A 20,572-nucleotide genomic window follows, 5' to 3' on the forward strand; every position below is an offset into this window, starting at 1 on the left:
ACCAATGTCTACTTATATTCAGCAAGTAACAGACGTTAGATCAAATTCAAGTGACCAAATACACTTCGCAGCAAAATTGATTAGGCGTTCCAGACAAAAAAAGGCCGTGTTTAAGGCAATCTACCGTGGTAAAAAACAGATTAAATCCATTTCTGAAATAGAGAAAGTCACCGATTTAAATAATATCCAAATATTAAAAGCTGGTGGGACCTTAGCTGGGAATGGTATTGTCAAAAAAGTAAAAAAGGGATACCAAAAAGATACATTTTATGCACAACATTATCGCAAAATATTGTCTCTCGCCTCAAATAGTAAAAAGTTGAAACAATTCCCAACAAAAACACAACCCTATCTCAATTCTAATATAGGCACAACTAGTAGAATATCGCTTAAAAAACCTGCGCAAAAAGTAAGATTTATTACAATTGATGATATCTATTCATTTAGAAAAATTAAAGATAATAAATCAAAAAATAATATAGATGGAACATTTCTTTCCAAACTTCCTGAGAATGAAATCAAAAGTGGAATCGCAAAGATCATTAGGGAAAGCGGAATATTTAAAGACTGGGCAGGAGAAAAAAATGATCTATTTACAACAAAAGTAAGCATTGGATCAAAAAGGGTGGCTGCTGTTTTTGCGTTTAAAGGAAAAGGCACAAAAGGCATTTTAACATTAGATAAAATGGGAAAAAGAGCAGACCAAATTCAGCGACTATTTGACAGCCAATCTTCTCAACTATTTATAGTGGTTTATAAAGGACAAATAGGCCAAGTTATTCTTGAGCAGATGTATGCTTACGCTATTGCGAAGGCTCTTTACGGTAAAGAGATCTATTACGGTATTATTGATGGAGATGACTTGATGCGGCTAATTTCATCTTATAAGAACTGTTTTGAATAGGAGGCGACATAATGAAGAAAAAGCGCAGTATAACTAAAAAAAGTCTGTCTGATTCCGATCGTTTAGATATAATCATATCTTTACTAAGTCACTTACTAACTGTTCAGTTATATAAATCAGGCGCGACAATGGATGATATATGTAGGCATTTACATATTGCAAAAACATCCGTGGTCGATATGTTAAAAGGTTTCAAGCGAAAGCTCGGTAATAATTCGTAAACAAGACGGTTACAATTAATCTTGGACCAATAACATAATGGGGACGGTTCTCATTAGTTTTAGTTGCTGAATCATAACAGACCTAGTAGCCGCTTTTCGTAATTAGCTAATTTCCCGTAACTTACAGAACAAATATTTACCCCACACTTACGTGTGGGGAATGGCAATCCCTGATTGTCTCAGCGGGTGGCTTTGGACGGGGCGCCCCGCCCCGCGCGGAGTTCTCCCGTCCGTTATGGTAATGAATTCTATGAAGAATGGCAGACGCTTTTCGTAATTAGCTAATTCCCCCATAACTCTATATAAGGATATCACAAGATGTGATATCCTTTATTGTTTCTAATGCTATTGGAGGGTACCCCACACTTACGTGTGGGGAATGACAATTCTGCACTGATTGTCTCAGCGGGTGACTGCCGAGCGGGCACAGAATTTCGGGAGGGGTGACGTCGTTTTGAGGGCTCCCGCCGCGCGGACCCGCCAAGACATCTGGCGGGGAGCACGGCGGGAAACAAAACGACGGCAGGACCCCTCCCTCAGAGTTACAATCTAGATACTTCGGCGGTGATTTATTGACAAGGCCGCCTCAGTATCAACACCAGGACGCATACGAAGGTGTTGACATTTATATAAGTTATATTGTATAATTAAGTTGCGAATACTTAGCGGGATAAAAAAATTAGGCAAATATGACGACAAAGATTAGTAGAATAAAACAAATAATACTGCCGATCTTGCAACAATACGGCGCTAAAAAAGCAGCGCTATTTGGCTCATATGTCAGAGACCAGATGAAAAAGGATAGTGATATTGATATATTGGTAGAAATTGAAAAGGATATCAGCCTGCTTGATTTTATAGGTCTTAAACAAGAGATTGAAGAGGCGTTAGGAAGGAAGATAGATTTGGTGGAATATGACAGCATTAAACCTCTTCTCAGAAAGCGTATTTTAAAAGAGCAAGTGGTAATTCTATGAAAAGAGACGCTAGAGTATATATCGAAGATATCATAGAGAGCATTACAAAGATAGAAGAGTATACGAAGGATCTTAAGTCCGAAGACGATTTCTATAAGGATACTCAGATTCAAGATGCTGTCTTAAGGCGGCTGGAAATCATCGGTGAGGCAGTTAAGAATATCCCCGAAGAGATCAAGAGGAAATATCCGCAGATACCATGGAAGAAGATTGCCGGCATGAGAGATATTCTTACTCATCAATATTTTGTAGTAAACCTGAAACAAACATTTAAGGCAGTCAAAGAAGACATCCTCGATCTAAAAAAGAACATTGCGCAGATAAACAAAGAATTGCCATAGTTGTTTTGAGGTCGCAAAGTGCGACCTCAAAGATTGTTTCGTTTACGCCTCCAAATTAACTTGGAGGCGTTTTTATTGGACGCGGATGGATTGGTTCTGATTGTCTCAGCGGGTGACGCCGAGCGGGCACAGAATTTCGGGAGGGGTGACGTCGTTTTGAGGGCTCCCGCCGCGCGGACCCGCCAAGACATCTGGCGGGGAGCACGGCGGGAAACAAAACGACGGCAGGACCCCTCCCCTCAGAGTTACAATCTAGATACTTCGGCGGTGATTTATTGACAAGGCCGCCTCAGTATCAACACCGAGCAGCATACGAAGGTGTTGACTTCCTCGATAGATTATGATAATTTAAGGCGATGATTAGGGAGAATATTGCCCGCATAAGAGAGGAAATATCGGCTGTTTGCGGGAAAATCGGCCGTGACCCTAAGGAAATCAGGATTATTGCCGTATCAAAAGGCAGGTCAATAGAGGAAATTGAGGAAGTTCTGGCCTGCGGCATCACTGATATCGGCGAAAATAAGGTCCAGGAAGCCAAGCGCAAGATTAAAGGTTTAAGCGCCAAGTTGCACATGGTTGGACACCTGCAGTCAAACAAGTCCAAGGGCGCTGTTGAGCTCTTTGATCTGATACATTCTGTGGACAGCTTTGAACTCGCTGAAGCCATTGATAAACAGGCGGCAAAACTCGGCAAAGTCCAGGATATCCTGATCGAGGTCAACACTTCCGGCGAAAAGAGCAAATTCGGCATAAGGCCGGACGACCTTATCCTGCTTATCGGCCGGATAAGAGAGCTTAAACACATTCGCGTCAAGGGGCTGATGACAATGGCGCCTGTGGCGGATAACCCCGAGGAAATAAGGCCGTATTTCAGGAAGTTAAGGGAGTTAAGAGACCGGGAACATCTGGCAGAACTATCAATGGGAATGAGCGATGACTATAAGGTCGCCATAGAAGAAGGCGCCACAATAGTGCGCCTGGGCAGGGCGATATTTGAAAAGTAGCGAGTAGAGAGTGGCAAGTAGCGAGATGAAGAAGATCATAGGTATAATCGGTTTTGGCAATATGGGTTCGGCGATCGCCGGCAGGGCAAAGGCCGCGTATCAAGTTTGCGTATTTGATAAAGACAATGCCAAACTCAAGGGCCTGGCAGGCATAGATGCCGCGGGCAGCGTTTCCGAACTTATTAATAAGTCAGAAATAATAATACTGGCTGTAAAACCGCAGGACTTTGAGCCGCTGCTTAATGAAATTGGCAGCGGCATAAAAGATAAATTGGCGGTCTCTATCGCCGCTGGAGTTGCCACGACTTACGTTGAGAAACGCCTGCGCGGAGCGCGGGTTGCGCGGGTTATGCCGAATATGCCGGCAAAGATCGGCAAAGGCGTTTCCTGCGTTACGGCAGGCAGGTCGGCAACGCCGGATGATATCAAGGCAACAAAAGATATATTCGCTAATTTAGGGCAGGTTATGGCATTGAAGGAAGAGATGATGGACGCGGCAACCGCGGTTTCCGGCAGCGGCCCGGGTTTTTATTTCAACGAAGTTGAAAGCCGCCCTGATGAGCATAAACAAAATTGCTATGAGTTCCAGGAGGATTTTATCTCGCGGCTGAGCAAGGCGGCTGAGGCAGCGGGTTTTGACGAAAAAGACGCCCATTTTTTAGCGCATCATACTGTCACGGGCAGTGAGTTATTGCTTAAGGCCGGCAGCCTGAATGCCGCGCAGTTGAGGGATCAAGTCGCTTCAAAGGGCGGCACTACCGAAGCAGGGTTAAAGGTTTTGCAGGCAGGAGGGGATCTGGTTGAGGCGGTTAAGGCCGCGGCAGAACGCGCGGCAGAACTTTCCAGGAAGGAGTGAAGGATATGGGTAAGATCGGCATTATCGGAGGAAGCGGGCTTTACAAAATAGAAGGTATTAAGAATATAAGGGAAAAAGAGGTTGATACGCCTTTCGGCGCGCCTTCAGATAATTTTATTCTGGGAGAACTTGAGGGTAAGGAAGTGGTGTTTCTGCCGCGGCACGGAGTAGGCCACAGGATCTCGCCCAGCGAGATAAATTACCGCGCGAACATATTCGCCATGAAAGTTCTGGGCGTGGACAGGATCATTTCCGTCTCCGCCTGCGGCAGCTTAAGGGAAGAGCTCAGGCCTCTGGACTTTGTGCTTCCCGGACAATTTGTGGACAGGACAAACCAGGCGCGCAAGATGACCTTTTTCAGCGGCGGCATCGTCGCCCATATATCCTTCGCGGAGCCGGTCTGCCGCAACCTGTTGGAAAGCGTTTACAAGACGGCCAGATCAGAGGGCATATCCATACACAAGGACAAGACATATCTGAATATGGAAGGCCCGGCGTTTTCCACTATCGCGGAATCCAATCTATATAGAAGCTGGGGAATGGATATAATAGGTATGACCAATATGGCTGAGGCGCGGCTGGCAAGAGAGGCGGAGATCTGCTATGTTACGCTGGCGGCTATAACCGACTATGACTGCTGGTATCCCGAACATGATAAGGTCACCATTGAGATGATCATCAACAATCTTAATAAGAACGTGGACAATGCCAAGAATATAATAAAGCAAGCGGTGAAGAATATGCCGCAAAGCTCCGATTGCGGCTGCGGGAGCGCGCTTCAATACGCCATTCTGACCGACAGAAAGGCCATACCGGTAAAGGTCAAAAGGCAGTTGGCCCCGATCATCGGGAAATATATCAAGTGATGGACTATAAATCTACTCTGAATCTTCCCAAGACAGATTTCCCCATGAAGGCCGACCTGCCTAATCGCGAGCCGCTCCTGCTGCGGAAATGGCAGGGAGAAGATATCTATAAGCTTATCCTGCGAAAAACCGCCGCCGGGAGCAAATATATCCTTCATGACGGCCCTCCTTATGCCAACGGGAACATCCATATCGGCCACGCCCTGAATAAAACCCTCAAAGATATTATCGTAAAATACAAGGCCATGCGCGGGTTTAATTCGGCGTACGTGCCGGGATGGGACTGCCACGGCCTGCCGGTAGAGCACCAGTTATTCAAAGAGCTCAAGATCAATAAATACCAGATCGCGCAGGTTGATTTCAGAAAAAAGGCCTATGATTATGCCCTGAAATATGTGGCTATCCAGAAAGAGGAATTCAGGCGCTTGGGGATCTTTGGCGAATGGTCTCATCCTTACCTGACGCTGGATAAGGATTATGAAGAGAGCATAGTCGGCTCCTTTAACGCCCTGGTCAAGAAGGGATATGTTTACCGCGGCTTAAAGCCGGTGAACTGGTGTTATAGATGTGAAACCGCTCTTGCCGAAGCGGAGGTAGAATATGAAAACCATACCTCGCCGTCCATATTTGTCAAATTCAAGCTGGATGAGACCGGGGATTTCGGCAAAGAAAGTTATCTGGTCATCTGGACGACGACCCCCTGGACGCTGATCGCCAATGTGGCAGTGGCGGTCCATCCTCGGTTCGTTTATCATTACGTCAAGACCGACAAGGGAAATCTGATCATAGCCAAAGACCTCCTGCCCAACGTTTTATCGCTTTCAGGCATAGAAAAGTACGAAGTGCTTAAGGAAGTAAAAGGCAAAGACCTCGAGGGCCTGAATTACGTCCATCCTTTCGGGCTGAGAAACGGCCGTGTGGTGCTGGCGGATTATGTTTCGTCTGAAGAAGGAAGCGGTCTGGTGCATACAGCGCCCGGCCACGGCAACGAAGATTATTTTACCGGCATCAAATATAAATTGGATATAGTCATGCCGGTTGACAGCAAAGGGAATTTTGATGCCGGCGCCGGAGAGTTCAAGGGGTTGAGCGTCCATGACGCGAACAAGCCCATATTAGAGAAGCTGCAAGGTTTGGGCGCCCTGCTTTGGTCAGGGCAGATCCAGCATTCCTATCCGCATTGCTGGCGCTGTAAGAATCCCGTGATCTTCAGGGCGACCCGGCAGTGGTTTTTAAATATTGATTTCCGGGAAGAAGGCGCTAAGGATACCTTGCGGCAGCGGCTCCTGGAAACGATAAAGAGAGATATCGTATGGATCCCGGGGTCAGGCAAGGAGAGGATCTCCGGCATGGTAGAATTGCGCCCGGACTGGTGCCTGTCCCGACAGAGATATTGGGGCGTACCCATTCCAGCGCTGGCGTGTAATAGCTGCAAAGAAGAATTTTTAGAGCCGGCGGTAATTGAAAAATTCGCCAAATTTACAAAAGAAGAAGGAAGCGATTGCTGGTTTCAGAGAGACGTAAAGGACTTTTTACCGGCAGGCCTGAAATGCCCGCGCTGCGGCAAGGCGGATTTTTCTAAAGGCAGCGATATATTGGACGTCTGGTTTGATTCGGGGGTCAGCCATCAGGCAGTGCTGAACAAGCGCGAAGAATTAGGCGGCAGCCCCGCTGAATTATACCTGGAAGGGTCTGACCAGCATCGCGGATGGTTCCAGTCATCCTTGATCCCGTCCATGTGCATTGATGGCCATCCGCCGTTTAAGGCGGTGCTGACGCACGGCTTTGTGGTTGACGGCGAAGGAAAGAAGATGTCAAAGTCGCAGGGCAACGTTATAGCGCCTCAGGATATCATCAAGAATTACGGGGCGGACATCCTGCGGCTGTGGGTGGCGTCCAGCGATTATAACGAAGATATCCGTATTTCAAAAGAGATATTGACCCGCCTTTCAGAAGGGTATCGTAAGATCAGGAATACGGTGAGGTTTATATTGAGCAACATCTATGATTTTAACCCCGATACGGATAAGGCCGGCGAAGATGATTTAAAAAATATCGACCGGTGGATATTACGGGAAGCGAATGTTTTATTACAGAACGCGGAGAAAGCGTATGATTCTTTTGTTTTTCATCAGGCTTATAAATTGATCTATGATTTTTGTAATCAAGACCTTTCTATGGGCTATCTGGATATGGTAAAGGGGAGGCTTTACACGACATATCCCCCTGATTCAAAAGAGAGGAGAGCGGCGCAGACGGCGATCTATGAACTATTAAGCATTTTAGTAAGGTTAATGGCGCCGATACTGGCATTTACCGCGGAAGAGATCTGGGAGAATATGCCCAAGGAGAAAAAAGATGTTTCAGCGGTCAGCGTGCATGCTTTAGATCTCCCCCAACCTGAAAATATTGAGATAACAAAAGAAATGGCTGATTTTGATTCAGGCGTTATGCTGTGCAGGCCTTATGTAGCGAAGGCATTAGAGGAAAAACGCGCCGCGGGCCTCATCGGCAGTTCCTTTGACGCGAAAATTAAACTGTTGACAAATAACGAAGAAAGATATACATTTCTATCAAGTTTAGAAGGCGACCTTTGCGAGATTTTCAAGGTTTCGCAGGTAGAGGTCAAGCGGCAGGACGATCTAGATAAGGATTTTGCCGTTGAGGTTGATAAGGCGGACGGCATAAAGTGCGAACGCTGCTGGAATTATTCGCGTCCGGCGGAAACTGAAAAGGCGGGCCCGTACATCTGCGCGAGGTGCGCGAAAGCAATGGGAGGATAAAATTGAAGAAGAGACAGACAAAGAAACTGACAAAGAAACAATTGAATGATTTCAAGAAACTGATCATAAAGAGAAAAGAAGAGATGCTTGACGACATAAGGCATATGTCGGAAAACACGCTGAGGAAGTCCCAAAAAGATAATTCCGGGGATATCTCGGGATACACTTACCATATGGCGGATGTTGCCACGGACACCTATGACCGCGAGTTCTCAATGGGCATCGCCTCCAATGAGAGGCAGCTGCTGTATGAAGTAGATGAGGCCCTGAAAAAGATCAAAGACGGCACCTACGGTATCTGCGAGGATTGCGAGAAGATCATTCCCAAGACCCGCCTTAAGGCCATACCTTACGTAAAACTTTGCCTAAAGTGCCAGAAAGAAAGAGAAAAAAGATAATCCTTTTATTATCTTTCATTTTATTACTTGACCAGGCAACGAAGTTATACTTCAGCAGCCGTTTCTCGCCAGGCGAGTCCTTACCGATAATCAAAAACATCCTGCATTTTACGCTTGTGTTTAACACAGGCGCGGCATTCGGCATATTCAAGGACCAGGCGTCTGTATTTGTGCTGATAGGGATACTGGCGGTCTGTTTTATAATCTTTAATCTTCGGCGTGACGGCGCATCCGGGCGTTGGGCGCTGCTGCTGATCCTTGCCGGCGCCATAGGAAATCTTATAGACAGGGCGCGCCTGGGTTACGTGATCGACTTCATTGATTTCCGCGTCTGGCCCGTATTCAATATCGCCGATTCCGCCATTACCATCGGCGCTGTCTGGCTTTTCATCAGCGCATTTTTACGAAAGCAAAAAGCGTAGAACTTTATGCACCCAGTCATTTGTACAATCGGGCCGTTCACAGTATACTCCTACGGCCTTATGGTGGTCGCCGGATTCCTGCTTGCCTTGTTCCTGGCGAAAAGGCAGGCGCCGAAATACGGCATAGACCCGCAGCTTCTATCTAATCTCTGTTTTCTGCTTCTTGTTTCGGGAGTGCTCGGCGCGCGGATATTTTATGTGGCGCTGCACTTTTCTTTGTTCAGGGACAACCCGTTTGAAATATTTTTGCTTAACAGGGGCGGCTTGAGCTGGTTCGGCGGCTTGTTTTTCGCTGCGGCAGGCAGCGTATTTTATTTGCGCAAAAAGAAGGCCGGTGTATTTTTGCACCTTGATTTCCTGGCGCCCTACATCGCTCTGGCTCAGGCAGTGGGAAGGATAGGGTGTTTCCTGAACGGCTGCTGTTTCGGTTATCCTTCCGATAATGGGGTGTATTTTCCGGTTCATGGAGCGCGGCTGGTCCCTGTCCAGCTTTATTCCGCGTTGTCGCTCTTCGTCATCTTTCTGCTGCTCAGGTCTTTTCAGGGGCGTATGCTCAAGCGCGGCTCTCTATTTTCCCTGTATCTGTTGTTCGCTTCCGCCGAAAGATTTCTTAGCGAATTTCTAAGAGCGGAGGAGCGCCTGTTTTTCGCTGGCCTCAGCATATTCCAGTGGATATGCGCAGGCATATTTCTGGCATCCCTTATCGCATTAGTCGCAATAAAACTCAATCGACAAAAATAGTCCGTCATTGCGAGCCCCGCATTTGTCTGGGCGAAGCGACCGAAGGGAGTCCCGAGCGAAGTCGAGGGGCAATCTCTTTTTGCGGCTGGATTGTCTGTGTTTCGCGGCAGCGGGGCCTGCCGCCGAGCCACCCTATCCGTGCTCATTTTCCATAACAGACGGGAGGACTGCGCGCGGATAGGGGACCTGTCTCGGCGTCACCCGCTGAGACAATCAGAACTACTTAACCCCTCGCCCGCAATGTAACTACCCACTTTCCTATTCAGATAGGAAACAGTTTCTTATCCGTTCCGTAGAATACATCTCCTGTTATCCTTGTTTTGCCTGCTTCTAAGTAGTATAATATGGTTCAACGTAAAATGTTAGGAGTTCAAAATAGGAGTGATAATGTTTAAAAAAATATTTCTTCTGAAATTCAAAGTGGTTTTGTTATCGGTTGTATCGTTAATGGTTTTTATGTTTGTTTCAGGGTGTGCTACTATGGGTAGCGGAAGATTCATGTTGCGACAGGACTTGATAGTTAATCAGTATGATACAATAAAAGAAATCGTGATTGAGGAAGCTGCAAATAACGGCTTTAGTCATCTCGTTTCAGAAGTAAAGCCATCACAGTTTAATAATTGGAGAGGTCAATTATATTTTGCGTTAAAAACTCCGAGTGGAACCGATCAACTTTATGTTAAGCTTGGGAAAAAAGGAGACCAATTTTCTGTGTATATGTATGGTGCGGGAACAAGAGCAAACCCCGATAGCGCCATCAAAGCTATCACTACCCGGCTTAATCAACTATAAAGATCTTTTAGCGCCTTGTAAATGAACCTGAACGTTTTCGAGCGAATTTGAGGTTTTAGGCAAAGCAGCTCGAGCAGCGAGGGAATTCCGACCCCAAAGGGTCGGAATGCGAGGACTGTCCGAGCCCTTTTTGCTAGAGCAAAAAGGGCGAGTTCCGCAGCACCGAGCTGCGAGAGACCTTTGCCGGCCCGCCGAAGGCGGGCAAAACCGATATGAGCGAGGAAACGGTCAGGTTCATAGGATAGATATGGAAAACAATACACAACAATTCAGTTTCAAGGTTGATGCCGATTCCGCGGGCAAAAGGATAGATGTTTTCTGCCTGGATGCCTTGAAAGGCGAGGGCATTGAGACATCGCGCCAGTACGTGCAGCAACTGATGAAGGAGGGCAGGGTCAAGGTGGGAGGCACTGCTCATAAGGCGCACTTTAAAGTTAAAAACGCCGATCTCGTAGAGATCAGTTACGCGGGCAAGCCGGCCAGGGAACTTATTGCCGAGGAGATACCGCTAAATATAATGTATGAAGATAAGGACGTCATTGTCATAAACAAACCGTCAGGGCTGGTCGTGCATCCGGCTCCGGGAAATTACGAAGGCACGCTGGTCAACGCGCTTTTGTTCAGATACCCGGACGGCCTTTCGCGTATAAATCCTTTAAGGCCGGGCATTGTGCATCGGTTGGACAAAGAGACCTCAGGAGTCATGCTTGCCGCCAGGAACGATAACGCCCATATCGCCCTTGCCAGGCAGTTCTCCAGGCATACGATCTCCAGAAAATACGTCGCTGTTGTGGGCGGTAAGGTTGAGTTTGATGAGGGGCTCATCGATCTGCCGATAGGCAGGGATAAAAACAATTTCAGGAAAATGAAGGCGGGTTTTCTGGATAATACGCGGCCCGCGCAGACCCGTTACCGCACATTAAAAAGGACCGCCTCTTACAGTGTCCTGGAGATCTCGCCGAAAACAGGCAGGACCCACCAGATACGCGTCCATCTGGCGCATATGGGGCATCCCGTATTGGGCGACAAAAAATACGGCAGCCATAATACGGGGATACGCCTTATGCTCCACGCGAGATATATCGGATTCAACCATCCGCGCACAGGCGAATTTTTAGAATTTGATTCAGCGCTGCCGGAAGAATTCTCGCAATTTATTAACAAATAACTTGCTTTTTGACAGATGGATGCTATAATCCGTAATGATATAAATAAAAACGTATTCCTTGATAGGGAGGTGCGTACATGTTTTCCACCCAAAAAGGGTCGGTAGCGATCATCTCATTAATAATACTATTGATTTTGGCTTTATCCGTTGCGGGCGCTGGTGTTATGCTCTTTCAAAAAGAAAAGGGTTTAAGGGCGGCAGCCGAAGAAAAACTGCAGGATCTGGAAGTGAAATACCGGATGGCAGAAGACAACCTTGAAAAAACGAGGCAGCAGGCCGATGATCTAAGGCAGCAGCTGGGCGTTGCCGAAGAGCAGATGGCGTCTATCAAGCAGGAACTGGATAATGAGCTGGCCAACAGGGATAGGACAATGGCTGAGATGGAACAGATCAGGCAGGAGCTGGAGAGTAATCGCCAATTAAAGGATGACCTGGACAGGCAGCTTGGAGAGGCGAGAAGCCAGATAGACGGTTTCACGCAGCAGATCAAGAATTTAGAGGATGAGAAGGCGCGCCTTCAGGAGCAGGTGAATCAGCAGCAAAGCGTTTCAGGCATAGAATTAGGCAAAATAGTGGTAGCATCTCCTACCGGAGAACCCCAGCAGCAGCCTCCTGCTGAAGGTGAGCCCGCGCCTGCCGCGGGAGACAACATGCCGCCTTCTGCCGGAGAAACCGGCAATAGCGGTAAGGTGCTGGTAGTCAACAGGGAATACAACTTCGTGGTCATAGATTTAGGCGTAGAGGATGGGATCAAGGCAGGAGAGGTCTTATCGCTTTACAGGGACAACCGGCTTCTAGGAGATATCAAGATAGAGAAGGTACACGAATCAATGTCCGCCGCGAATATGCTTTCAGAAGGAATGAAAGACCGCGTCAAGGAAGGGGATACCGCAGTAAGAAAGCAATAATAGATGTCTTTCACGATCAGGCCAGCCGCGTCAATTCAGGGAAGTATATTCCTGCCCGGAGACAAGTCAATTTCCCACCGAGCCCTTATGTTCAGCGCGATTGCAAAGGGCGTAACCAGGATCTCCAATTTTTCCTTCAATTATGATTGTGCCAGGACAAAAGAGATACTCAGCCGTTTAGGTGTGAAAATACGCCTTAAGGGCAGGGCCCTTGCTGTCTATGGAAAAGGGCTTTGGGGTTTAAGCCGGCCCCGGGGCACGCTGTACGCGGGGGAGTCAGGCACGACCGCGCGCCTTATGCTGGGACTGCTTGCTGCCCAGAGGTTTGATTCTCTGCTTGACGGTTCCGGCTTTTTAAGGAAAAGGCCTATGGAGAGGGTTGTCGCGCCTTTGGAGATGATGGGCGCGAGGTTCTCCAATAGAAAGCGCCTGCCGATAAAGATCTTTGGCAGCCCGCTTTCGGGGATAAGGTACAGGATGCCTATTGCCAGCGCGCAGGTGAAATCCGCCATACTACTCGCGGGGTTATACGCTGATAAGAGGACAACGGTAGTTGAAGGGGTTAATAAGAGCCGCGACCATACCGAACGCATGCTTCGGCTATTCAAGGGCAGGGCAAAGGCGCTTAAGTCCCCTGGGAACCTGGCTATACCGGGCGATATTTCTTCTGCCGCTTTTTTTATCGCGGCAGCGGCTATATTAAAGGGCTCAAGGATGGTTATAAAAAATGTTTCAATCAATCCCACCCGTATGGGTTTTATCAGGGCGCTTAAGCGCATGGGCGCCCGCATAGATATAAAGCCGGACGCGTCCGGAAAGAAGTGGGAGCCGGCAGGAAATATAGAAGTAAGGCCGGCACAGCGCCTGAAAAGCATCGTAGTGAAAAAAAGAGAAATACCTTTCTTAATAGATGAGCTTCCGATCTTGATGGTATGCGCCTGTTTTGCCGAAGGCGCCACCGTCATACAGGGAGTGGGAGAGCTGCGGGTAAAAGAGACAGACAGGATCAGGTCCATGATATATAATCTCAGTAAGATGGGCGCGTCGGTAAAGTCGGCAGGCGATACCCTCATAATCAAGGGCGGCGCCCGGCTTCGCGCGGCGGCCGGGCTCAAGAGTTTCACGGACCATCGCACCGCGATGAGTATGATAATAGCGGGCATATGCGCCGCGGGAGGCGCCTCTGCCATTGATGATATCAAATGCGTTAATAAGTCGTTTCCCGGGTTCCTGCCTGTTCTCAAGGGCCTGTTAACATATAACTAATGTGTTGACAGGGAGTTTTACTTCTGTTATATTATGGTTTCTGAAACATAATCAATAGAAACAGGAGAAATCCCATGCGGGTCAAATTAAAGAATATCCTCGGTAAGGCCATCAATTATATTCTGGGGTTGTTTTCAAACGACTTAGGTATTGACCTGGGCACGGCTACGACCCTTGTCTATGTCAAGGGCGAAGGCGTTGTGTTATGCGAGCCGTCGGTTGTGGCCATAGACAGGATAAACAGGAAGGTAAAGGCGGTCGGCGAAGAGGCCAAGAGGATGCTCGGCCGCACGCCCGGCAATATAACGGCAATAAGGCCGATGAAAGACGGCGTCATCGCTGATTTTGAGATCACCGAGGCGATGTTAAGGCATTTCATAAAGAAGGTGCACCACAGGAAGGTGCTGGTGAGGCCGAGGATGGTAATAGCCATCCCTTCCGGCATTACTGAGGTTGAAAAAAGAGCGGTCAAGGATTCGGCTGAGAGGGCGGGCGCCAGGGAGGTCTATCTGGTAGAGGAGCCGGTCGCGGCGGCCATAGGCGTGGGTATGCCCATACAGGAACCGATAGCCAATATGATAATAGATATCGGCGGCGGCACCACCGAGATCGCGGTCATTTCCTTAAAAGGCATCGTGTTCTCAAAATCAATAAGGATAGGCGGGGATGAAATGGACCTTGCCATTACCGAATATCTCAAGAAGACATATAATGTTATGACGGGCGAGCGCACCGCGGAGAATATCAAGATAAAGATCGGTTCCGCATACGCGCTTGACGAAGAATTGACCATGGAAGTCAAGGGCAGGGACCTGGTAGCAGGGCTGCCCAAGACCATAAATATAACCTCTGAAGAGATCAGAGACGCCTTGCAGGAGCCGGTCAGGGCGATACTTGAGGCGGCTAAGGTCGCCCTTGAAAGAACGCCCCCCGAATTGTCGGCCGATCTGATAGAGCACGGCATAGTTATGGCCGGCGGCGGGTCGCTGCTTCGCGGCCTTGATAGATTGATCGCGGATGAGACAGGCCTGCCTGTTCATGTCGCTGACGACCCGCTCACCGCGGTGGCTCTGGGAACGGGCAAGGTTTTGACCGAACTGCGTTATTTGAAGGAAGTGACCGTCCGCTCCAAGTCAGAGTTATAACGCCTTAAGATGTGTTTGGATCACGACAGAAAACCCCCTCAAAATTTATTGCTGTAATCCTTTGTTCCGCACTCCTCGCCTTATTCATCATATCCGTTAGAGCGCAGGTAAATAACATTATCAGATTGCCGTTAACCGCGGCAGACCTTATCAGCAGAGAATTCAAGGCGCTTCTCAGGTTTCACCTCAACTATAAAGAGAATATAAGATTAAGGGATGAATTGGGGCGCCTGAAAAATGAGGCGTCTCTCAAGAATGAGGCGGCCATGGAGAATGACCGGCTCAAACGGCTGCTTGATCTGAAGCTCAGCATAAAGCCGAAGATGCTGGCCGCGCGCGTTATATCCAAAGACGCCTCTAATTATTCCTACAGTGTCGTAATTGACAGGGGCCTGGACCGCCGGCTGAAGCGGGGCATGGTCGTGCTTAACAGCCAGGGCCTGGTCGGCAGGATAGCGGAGGTCTATAAAAAGTCAAGCAGGGTCCTGCTTATAACCGACCCGCGGCTTTCGGTGTCCACTATCGTGCAGAGGACAAGGATGCAGGCGGTCGTCTCGGGGAATCTGCGCGGCATGCTGATCATGCGTTATGTCAGCAAGGGTTCCGACCTGCAGGAAGGCGACGCGGTCATCACTTCCGGTATGACGCAAAATTATCCCAAAGGCATAGCGGTGGGCAATATAATAGAGGCCGGCAGTGAATTCGGCGGCTTAAGCATTTACGCCGTTATCAGGCCGGCAGTTGAGTTTTCCCGGCTGGAAGAGGTGTTGGTGATGGTGGAGTGAAAAAGCCCGGTTTAATACTGATCATTCTCCTGCTTGCTTTTCTGCAGGCGAATATACTGGATTCTTTCCGGCTGTTCTCCTTTAAGCCGGACCTCCTGCTTGGTGTTTCGGTCTTTGCCGTCTTGAATACCTGCGGATACTGGCCGTTCATATTTGCCTTGCTTTGCGGGCTGCTAAAGGATTCTTTGAGCTATGCCGCGTTCGGGCTGAATATCTTTTCCTTTTGCCTCATATCCGTGACTGTCACCATTTTGAACAAGGGGATGTATTTTGATTCGCAGAGCAATTACATCCCGATCGTGTTCGCCTGCGCTCTGTTCAATTCTCTGGTCAATTACGCCTATTTATTCCGGCAGTTAAGTTTACCCGCGTTTTTAAGTGTTTCTTTTGTTTCCGCGGTTTATACTACGATAGCCGCGGTCCTCATTTTCAAGTTTTTACGCGGGTTTTCCGTTAACCCGTCCTGAATATGCGCGAAAGAATATTGCACATATCCGCGGCAGCCGTGTTTTCCTTCCTGCTGCTGGGGATCTTTTACACGCAGATATTAAGGGGCGGTTATTATACTAATTTAAGCAAGAGGAACTGCATAAGGGTCATACCGCAGAAGGGCGCCAGGGGCAGGATCATTGACAGGAACGGGATCGTTGTCGTGGACAACTATCTTTCTTTTGATGTCGTAGCCCTGCCGCAGGAGTTGACCGACAAGGAAAGGTCAATACCCAAACTTGCCTCCCTGATCGGCACGACCGCCGAGAATATCAAGGGCATAATAAAGAAGGATTTTACCGCGCCTTTCGCCCCCATTACTATCAAGGAAGACATACCGCAGTCAACGATGATGCTCTTAAAGGAGGCGGGCTTTGAGCTTCCCGGCATAGAGATACAGGCGCTGCCCAGGAGGCATTACCCTTTTGGCAGCGCGGCCGCTCACGCTATCGGTTACCTGGGCTATATCGACCGCAGCCGCTTCATGAAGCTCAAGGCCTACGGTTACGAGATGGAGGACATAGTCGGCTATTCCGGAGTTGAGGAGCAGTGCGAAAAATTCTTAGGCGCTGTTGACGGCGGAAAACAGATAGAGGTTGACCATAGGGGAAGATTCGTAAGATTATTGGGTTATAAAAATGCCCGCGACGGCAAGGATGTAAAGCTCACCATAGACCTTAAGATGCAGCAGATAGTTGAAGAGGTCCTGGCCGGGCATAAAGGGGCGATAGTGGTCATAGAGCCGAATACGGGAGAGGTCCTGGCAATGGCCAGCTTCCCCAACTTTAACCCCAATGTTTTTATTAAACGCTCCTTAAAGGCGCAATTAAAGGAGGCGTTGACCGGCCGCAGTTCTCCGCTTTTAAACCGCGCCATAGGCGGGCAATACGCTCCGGGTTCCATATTCAAGATCGTAGTGGCTGCTGCCGCGCTTGAGTTGAACAAGATAGGCCTGAATACCTCCTTCAACTGCCCCGGGTATTTTCAAGTCGGTTCGCGGGAATTCGGCTGTTGGGATACGCATGGTTGGCAGAACATAATCGCGGCGCTCACGCATTCATGCGACACGTTTTTTTATAATACCGGGCTTTTGCTCGGCGCCGACAACATAGCCGCGTATGCCGTCAAGTTCGGTATCGGCCGCCCCAGCGGCATAGACCTGCCTTATGAGCCGTCCGGCGTCCTGCCTTCGCCCATGTGGAAGAAATTGAGGCAGTTTAAGGGCTGGTATCCGGGAGATACGGTGAATCTTTCCATAGGGCAGGGAGATCTGATGATGACGCCTCTTCAGGCGGCGGTAATGACCGCGGCCATAGCCAACGGCGGGCGGCTGATAAAACCATACATTATAAGCGAGGTGGACGGGAAGGCGTTTACGCGCGGCAGATCAACGCCTCTGTCATTGAAGAAGGAGACGATCAAGTATATCCGCAGCGGATTAAAGGGGGTCGTTGATTCCGAATCAGGCACAGCGTCCATACTTTCCGGCATACCCGGACTGACTGTTTCCGGCAAGACCGGCACAGCGCAGGTCGGCAGCAGGCAGCCGCACGCCTGGTTTGTGGGTTACAGCCCTCAAGAGGGCGCCAAGGCCGCCTTCTGCGTATTCCTTGAGAATGCCGGATCAAGCACATATGCCTGCGCGCTTGCCAGGACGCTGCTGGAAAGGTTCGCGAAAGAGGGGCTGCTATGAGATATCTGGCTGCCAGGACGCTGTTTGCCGTAGTCGTGATCATGCTTTTGGGCCTGCTTACTCTTTACGCTATTACAGACAGGGACGCGGATTTTCTGAAAAAACAGATCTTCCTGAAACAGCTCAATTGGGCGCTTGCCGGCATCGCGGCGATGGTTATATTTTCCAATATTCATTATATACGGCTTTGGGATTTTTCCTATCCCTTGTTCGGCGTCTCGGTATTTTTGCTTGTGCTTGTCCTGTTCAGGGGGGACGCGCGCATGGGCGCCCAGAGATGGTTTTCTTTCGGAGAGATCAGTTTTCAGCCGTCTGAATTCACCAAGATCGCCGTTATACTCTTTTTATCTCGCTACTTCGGCAGCAAGGCGTCATTTGATACTCACGCGAAACGGCAGAATCTGTTCAATTCATTCATCCTGCCGTTTTCGGCTATCTGCGTGCCTATCGCCCTGATCTTTATTCAGCCGGACCTGGGCACGGCGATCGTGTATTTCGTCATAGTCATAGTCATGATGTTCATAACCGGTGTCAAGCTTAGATACCTGGCGATGTTTACCGGCGCGCTGCTTTTATCTTTGCCTTTGGGCTGGCATTTGCTTAAGGATTATCAGAAAGACAGGCTGCTGGTATTTATTAATCCCAATATAGACCCTTTGGGCGCCGGTTATACCATAATCCAGTCAAAGATCGCGATCGGCTCAGGGGTCCTTTTCGGCAAGGGGCTGCTCGGCAGCACGCAGAGCCAGTTGAAATTCCTTCCGGAGAGCCATACGGATTTCATCTTTGCCTCTTTCGCGGAACAGTGGGGGTTTTTAGGGTCGGCTGCGCTGATCCTGCTGTACTTTTTGATCATAAGGTTCGGGCTTCAGGTGGCGGAAAAAAACAGCGACCCCTTCGGTAAGTTCCTGGCGTACGGGATCACTTCTTTATGGGCGCTGCACGTGGCGGTAAATATAGCGATGACCGCGGGGTTCGCGCCCGTAGTCGGCATCACCCTGCCGCTTATGAGCTACGGCGGGTCATCGTTGCTGGTCAACTGCATCAGTTTAGGGATATTGTTTAATATAAGTAAAAATAGAGCGGTGTTTTGATGGAAAATGATTATTTATTAAATGTGCAGCGGCCGGCGAGGTATATCGGCGGCGAATGGAACGTTCATCATAAGGACACCGCTGATGCCGATGTAAAATTCGCGCTGTGTTTTCCTGATATATATGAGATCGGCATGAGCAACCTGGGGCTGCGCGTTTTATACGATCTGCTGAACAGGCAGGATGGCGTATCGTGCGAAAGATGCTTCTGCCCCTGGCACGATATGCGCAAGGCGATCAGGGAAAAACTATCCGAGAGCCCGTACCTGTGTTCCCTGGAATCAGCCCTGCCATTGAAAGAATTTGACATAGTCGGCTTTTCCATATCGTATGAACTTGGCTTTACCAATGTGCTTACGATGTTGTCTCTCGCGGGCATACCGCTTTTATCCGCGGACAGGAATGAAGGCGGCCCTTTGGTCATTGCCGGCGGGCAGGCATCCTTGAACCCCGAACCCTTAGCCGATTTTATTGACGCCTTTATAGTCGGCGAAGGTGAAGAAGTGATCCTGGAACTGGTCCGTGAATACGAAAGGCAGAAGGGGAGAACGCGTTCGCGCGATGAATTATTGCGCTGCCTGTCGGATATTGAAGGCGTGTATGTGCCTTCTATACGCAAAGAAGGCCCCTTTTCCGTTAAGAAGCGCGTGCTTAGCGATCTTGATAGCGCGCCTTTTCCCGAGCAATGGCTTGTTCCTTATCTGCAGATAGTCCACGACAGGGTCTGTGTTGAGGTAATGCGCGGCTGCGGTAACCGCTGCCGTTTCTGCCAGGGCAGGGCGCAGTATTATCCCTATAGAGTGAAGAATGTAGATACGGCGCGTTCTCAGGTGAGGGCGGCGCTCCGTTCTTCAGGATACGAAGAATTTTCACTTTTGGGGCTTTCGGTGGGAGATCTTCCCGGACTGGCGCGATTCATACAGTCATTGTCCGAAGAATTCAAAGATACGGGGGTGAATATATCATTGCCCTCTTTGAAGGCAAAGGATTTTCTCAAGGGCATACCGCTTGAGTTATCTTTGGCGAGAAAGGCCACCTTGACCTTTGCCCCTGAGGCGGGGACAGAGAGGCTGCGCGGGATCATCGGCAAGGATCTTAAGATAGAGGACTTATTCAGCGTGGCTGAATCGGCATATAAAGCGGGATACCGGCATATCAAATTGTATTTTATGATCGGCCTGCCTACCGAATCCGAGGCGGACCTGGACGGCATTGCCGATCTGGCGAAGGAGATCTCAGAATTAAGGCGAAAGGCCCGCGGGGGGCCGGCCGATGTGCATTTAAGCGTCGCGACTTTTATACCTAAGCCGCATACACCTTTTCAATGGCTGGCTATGGAGGGCAAGGATTCGATCATTTCAAAACAGCGGTATTTGCGCGGCTGTATCGCCAGGCGCTCATCAAGGATAAAGTTAAGCTTTCACAATACGGATTCCGCGGTCATAGAGGCGGCGTTGTGCCGCGGCGGCAGGAATCTGGGAGCTGTTATTATGAAGGCGTGGCAGTACGGCGCCTGTTTTGACGGCTGGGATGAATTCCTGAATGTTGATGCCTGGAACAGGGCGTTTAATGATAACGGGCTGGACCTGGAAGGCCACGCGTCAAGGCCGCGGATGCTGAATGAGGCATTGCCCTGGGACCATATTGATGTGGGGATAAGCAAGGAGCTGCTTAAGAGCGAATTCAGAGAGGCGCTGGGAAGCAGCGAGTAACAAATCC

General features: G+C 49.0%; 20 protein-coding genes. All 20 read left to right on the forward strand.

Going from position 1 to position 20,572, the window contains the following annotated elements; all coding sequences use genetic code 11:
* Positions 1–4: 4 nt before the first annotated feature.
* The 20 genes from PHR44_04390 to PHR44_04485 all read left to right on the forward strand — a co-directional run bounded on the left by PHR44_04390 (position 5) and on the right by PHR44_04485 (position 20,565).
* Positions 5–904: a hypothetical protein gene (locus tag PHR44_04390; protein MDD4909901.1), complete on the forward strand. Its 900-nt coding sequence runs from the start codon at positions 5–7 to the stop codon at positions 902–904.
* Between the two features lie 910 nt (positions 905–1,814).
* The gene (locus tag PHR44_04395; GenBank protein MDD4909902.1) at positions 1,815–2,102 is read left to right on the forward strand and encodes a nucleotidyltransferase family protein; all 288 of its coding nucleotides are present in this window, start codon (positions 1,815–1,817) and stop codon (positions 2,100–2,102) included.
* Positions 2,099–2,443: a DUF86 domain-containing protein gene (locus PHR44_04400; GenBank protein ID MDD4909903.1), complete on the forward strand. Its 345-nt coding sequence runs from the start codon at positions 2,099–2,101 to the stop codon at positions 2,441–2,443. Before PHR44_04395 ends, PHR44_04400 begins: the two co-directional genes overlap by 4 nt.
* Before the next feature lie 356 nt (positions 2,444–2,799).
* The gene (locus tag PHR44_04405; protein MDD4909904.1) at positions 2,800–3,447 is read left to right on the forward strand and encodes a YggS family pyridoxal phosphate-dependent enzyme; all 648 of its coding nucleotides are present in this window, start codon (positions 2,800–2,802) and stop codon (positions 3,445–3,447) included.
* 25 nt (positions 3,448–3,472) lie between these two features.
* Positions 3,473–4,303 carry a pyrroline-5-carboxylate reductase gene (locus PHR44_04410; GenBank protein ID MDD4909905.1) on the forward strand — a complete coding sequence of 277 codons (831 nt, stop codon included), beginning with the start codon at positions 3,473–3,475 and terminating at the stop codon, positions 4,301–4,303.
* 5 nt (positions 4,304–4,308) lie between these two features.
* Positions 4,309–5,169, forward strand: a complete 861-nt coding sequence (gene mtnP, locus PHR44_04415; protein ID MDD4909906.1) for an S-methyl-5'-thioadenosine phosphorylase — start codon at positions 4,309–4,311, stop codon at positions 5,167–5,169.
* Positions 5,169–7,952: an isoleucine--tRNA ligase gene (ileS, locus tag PHR44_04420; GenBank protein ID MDD4909907.1), complete on the forward strand. Its 2,784-nt coding sequence runs from the start codon at positions 5,169–5,171 to the stop codon at positions 7,950–7,952. Before mtnP ends, ileS begins: the two co-directional genes overlap by 1 nt.
* Before the next feature lie 2 nt (positions 7,953–7,954).
* Positions 7,955–8,350, forward strand: a complete 396-nt coding sequence (locus PHR44_04425) for a TraR/DksA C4-type zinc finger protein (GenBank protein MDD4909908.1) — start codon at positions 7,955–7,957, stop codon at positions 8,348–8,350.
* A complete protein-coding gene (gene lspA, locus PHR44_04430; protein MDD4909909.1) occupies positions 8,323–8,772 on the forward strand; it encodes a signal peptidase II in 450 nt (149 codons plus the stop codon). Before PHR44_04425 ends, lspA begins: the two co-directional genes overlap by 28 nt.
* 6 nt (positions 8,773–8,778) lie before the next feature.
* On the forward strand, positions 8,779–9,513 hold the full coding sequence (locus PHR44_04435) for a prolipoprotein diacylglyceryl transferase (protein ID MDD4909910.1): 735 nt from the start codon (positions 8,779–8,781) through the stop codon (positions 9,511–9,513).
* A gap of 387 nt (positions 9,514–9,900) precedes the next feature.
* Positions 9,901–10,305, forward strand: coding sequence for a hypothetical protein (locus PHR44_04440; GenBank protein ID MDD4909911.1), 405 nt, complete (start codon positions 9,901–9,903; stop codon positions 10,303–10,305).
* A 247-nt stretch (positions 10,306–10,552) separates the two neighbouring features.
* On the forward strand, positions 10,553–11,473 hold the full coding sequence (locus PHR44_04445) for an RluA family pseudouridine synthase (protein MDD4909912.1): 921 nt from the start codon (positions 10,553–10,555) through the stop codon (positions 11,471–11,473).
* 164 nt (positions 11,474–11,637) lie between these two features.
* On the forward strand, positions 11,638–12,381 hold the full coding sequence (locus PHR44_04450; GenBank protein ID MDD4909913.1) for a hypothetical protein: 744 nt from the start codon (positions 11,638–11,640) through the stop codon (positions 12,379–12,381).
* Positions 12,382–12,384: 3 nt separating this feature from the next.
* A complete protein-coding gene (gene aroA / locus PHR44_04455) occupies positions 12,385–13,647 on the forward strand; it encodes a 3-phosphoshikimate 1-carboxyvinyltransferase (protein MDD4909914.1) in 1,263 nt (420 codons plus the stop codon).
* A gap of 74 nt (positions 13,648–13,721) precedes the next feature.
* Positions 13,722–14,792 carry a rod shape-determining protein gene (locus PHR44_04460; GenBank protein MDD4909915.1) on the forward strand — a complete coding sequence of 357 codons (1,071 nt, stop codon included), beginning with the start codon at positions 13,722–13,724 and terminating at the stop codon, positions 14,790–14,792.
* Between the two features lie 125 nt (positions 14,793–14,917).
* Positions 14,918–15,577, forward strand: coding sequence for a rod shape-determining protein MreC (gene mreC, locus PHR44_04465; GenBank protein ID MDD4909916.1), 660 nt, complete (start codon positions 14,918–14,920; stop codon positions 15,575–15,577).
* Positions 15,574–16,044, forward strand: a complete 471-nt coding sequence (mreD, locus tag PHR44_04470) for a rod shape-determining protein MreD (protein MDD4909917.1) — start codon at positions 15,574–15,576, stop codon at positions 16,042–16,044. The genes mreC and mreD overlap by 4 nt, the downstream gene beginning before the upstream one ends.
* Before the next feature lie 2 nt (positions 16,045–16,046).
* Positions 16,047–17,759: a penicillin-binding protein 2 gene (gene mrdA / locus PHR44_04475; GenBank protein MDD4909918.1), complete on the forward strand. Its 1,713-nt coding sequence runs from the start codon at positions 16,047–16,049 to the stop codon at positions 17,757–17,759.
* Positions 17,756–18,853 carry a rod shape-determining protein RodA gene (gene rodA / locus PHR44_04480; protein MDD4909919.1) on the forward strand — a complete coding sequence of 366 codons (1,098 nt, stop codon included), beginning with the start codon at positions 17,756–17,758 and terminating at the stop codon, positions 18,851–18,853. The genes mrdA and rodA overlap by 4 nt, the downstream gene beginning before the upstream one ends.
* Positions 18,853–20,565 (forward strand): TIGR03960 family B12-binding radical SAM protein, encoded by a 1,713-nt coding sequence (locus PHR44_04485; protein MDD4909920.1) that lies wholly within the window; start codon positions 18,853–18,855, stop codon positions 20,563–20,565. Before rodA ends, PHR44_04485 begins: the two co-directional genes overlap by 1 nt.
* Positions 20,566–20,572 lie beyond the last annotated feature (7 nt).

Source organism: Candidatus Omnitrophota bacterium (genome assembly GCA_028707125.1).
Lineage (GTDB): Bacteria > Omnitrophota > Gorgyraeia > Gygaellales > JAQTUX01 > JAQTUX01.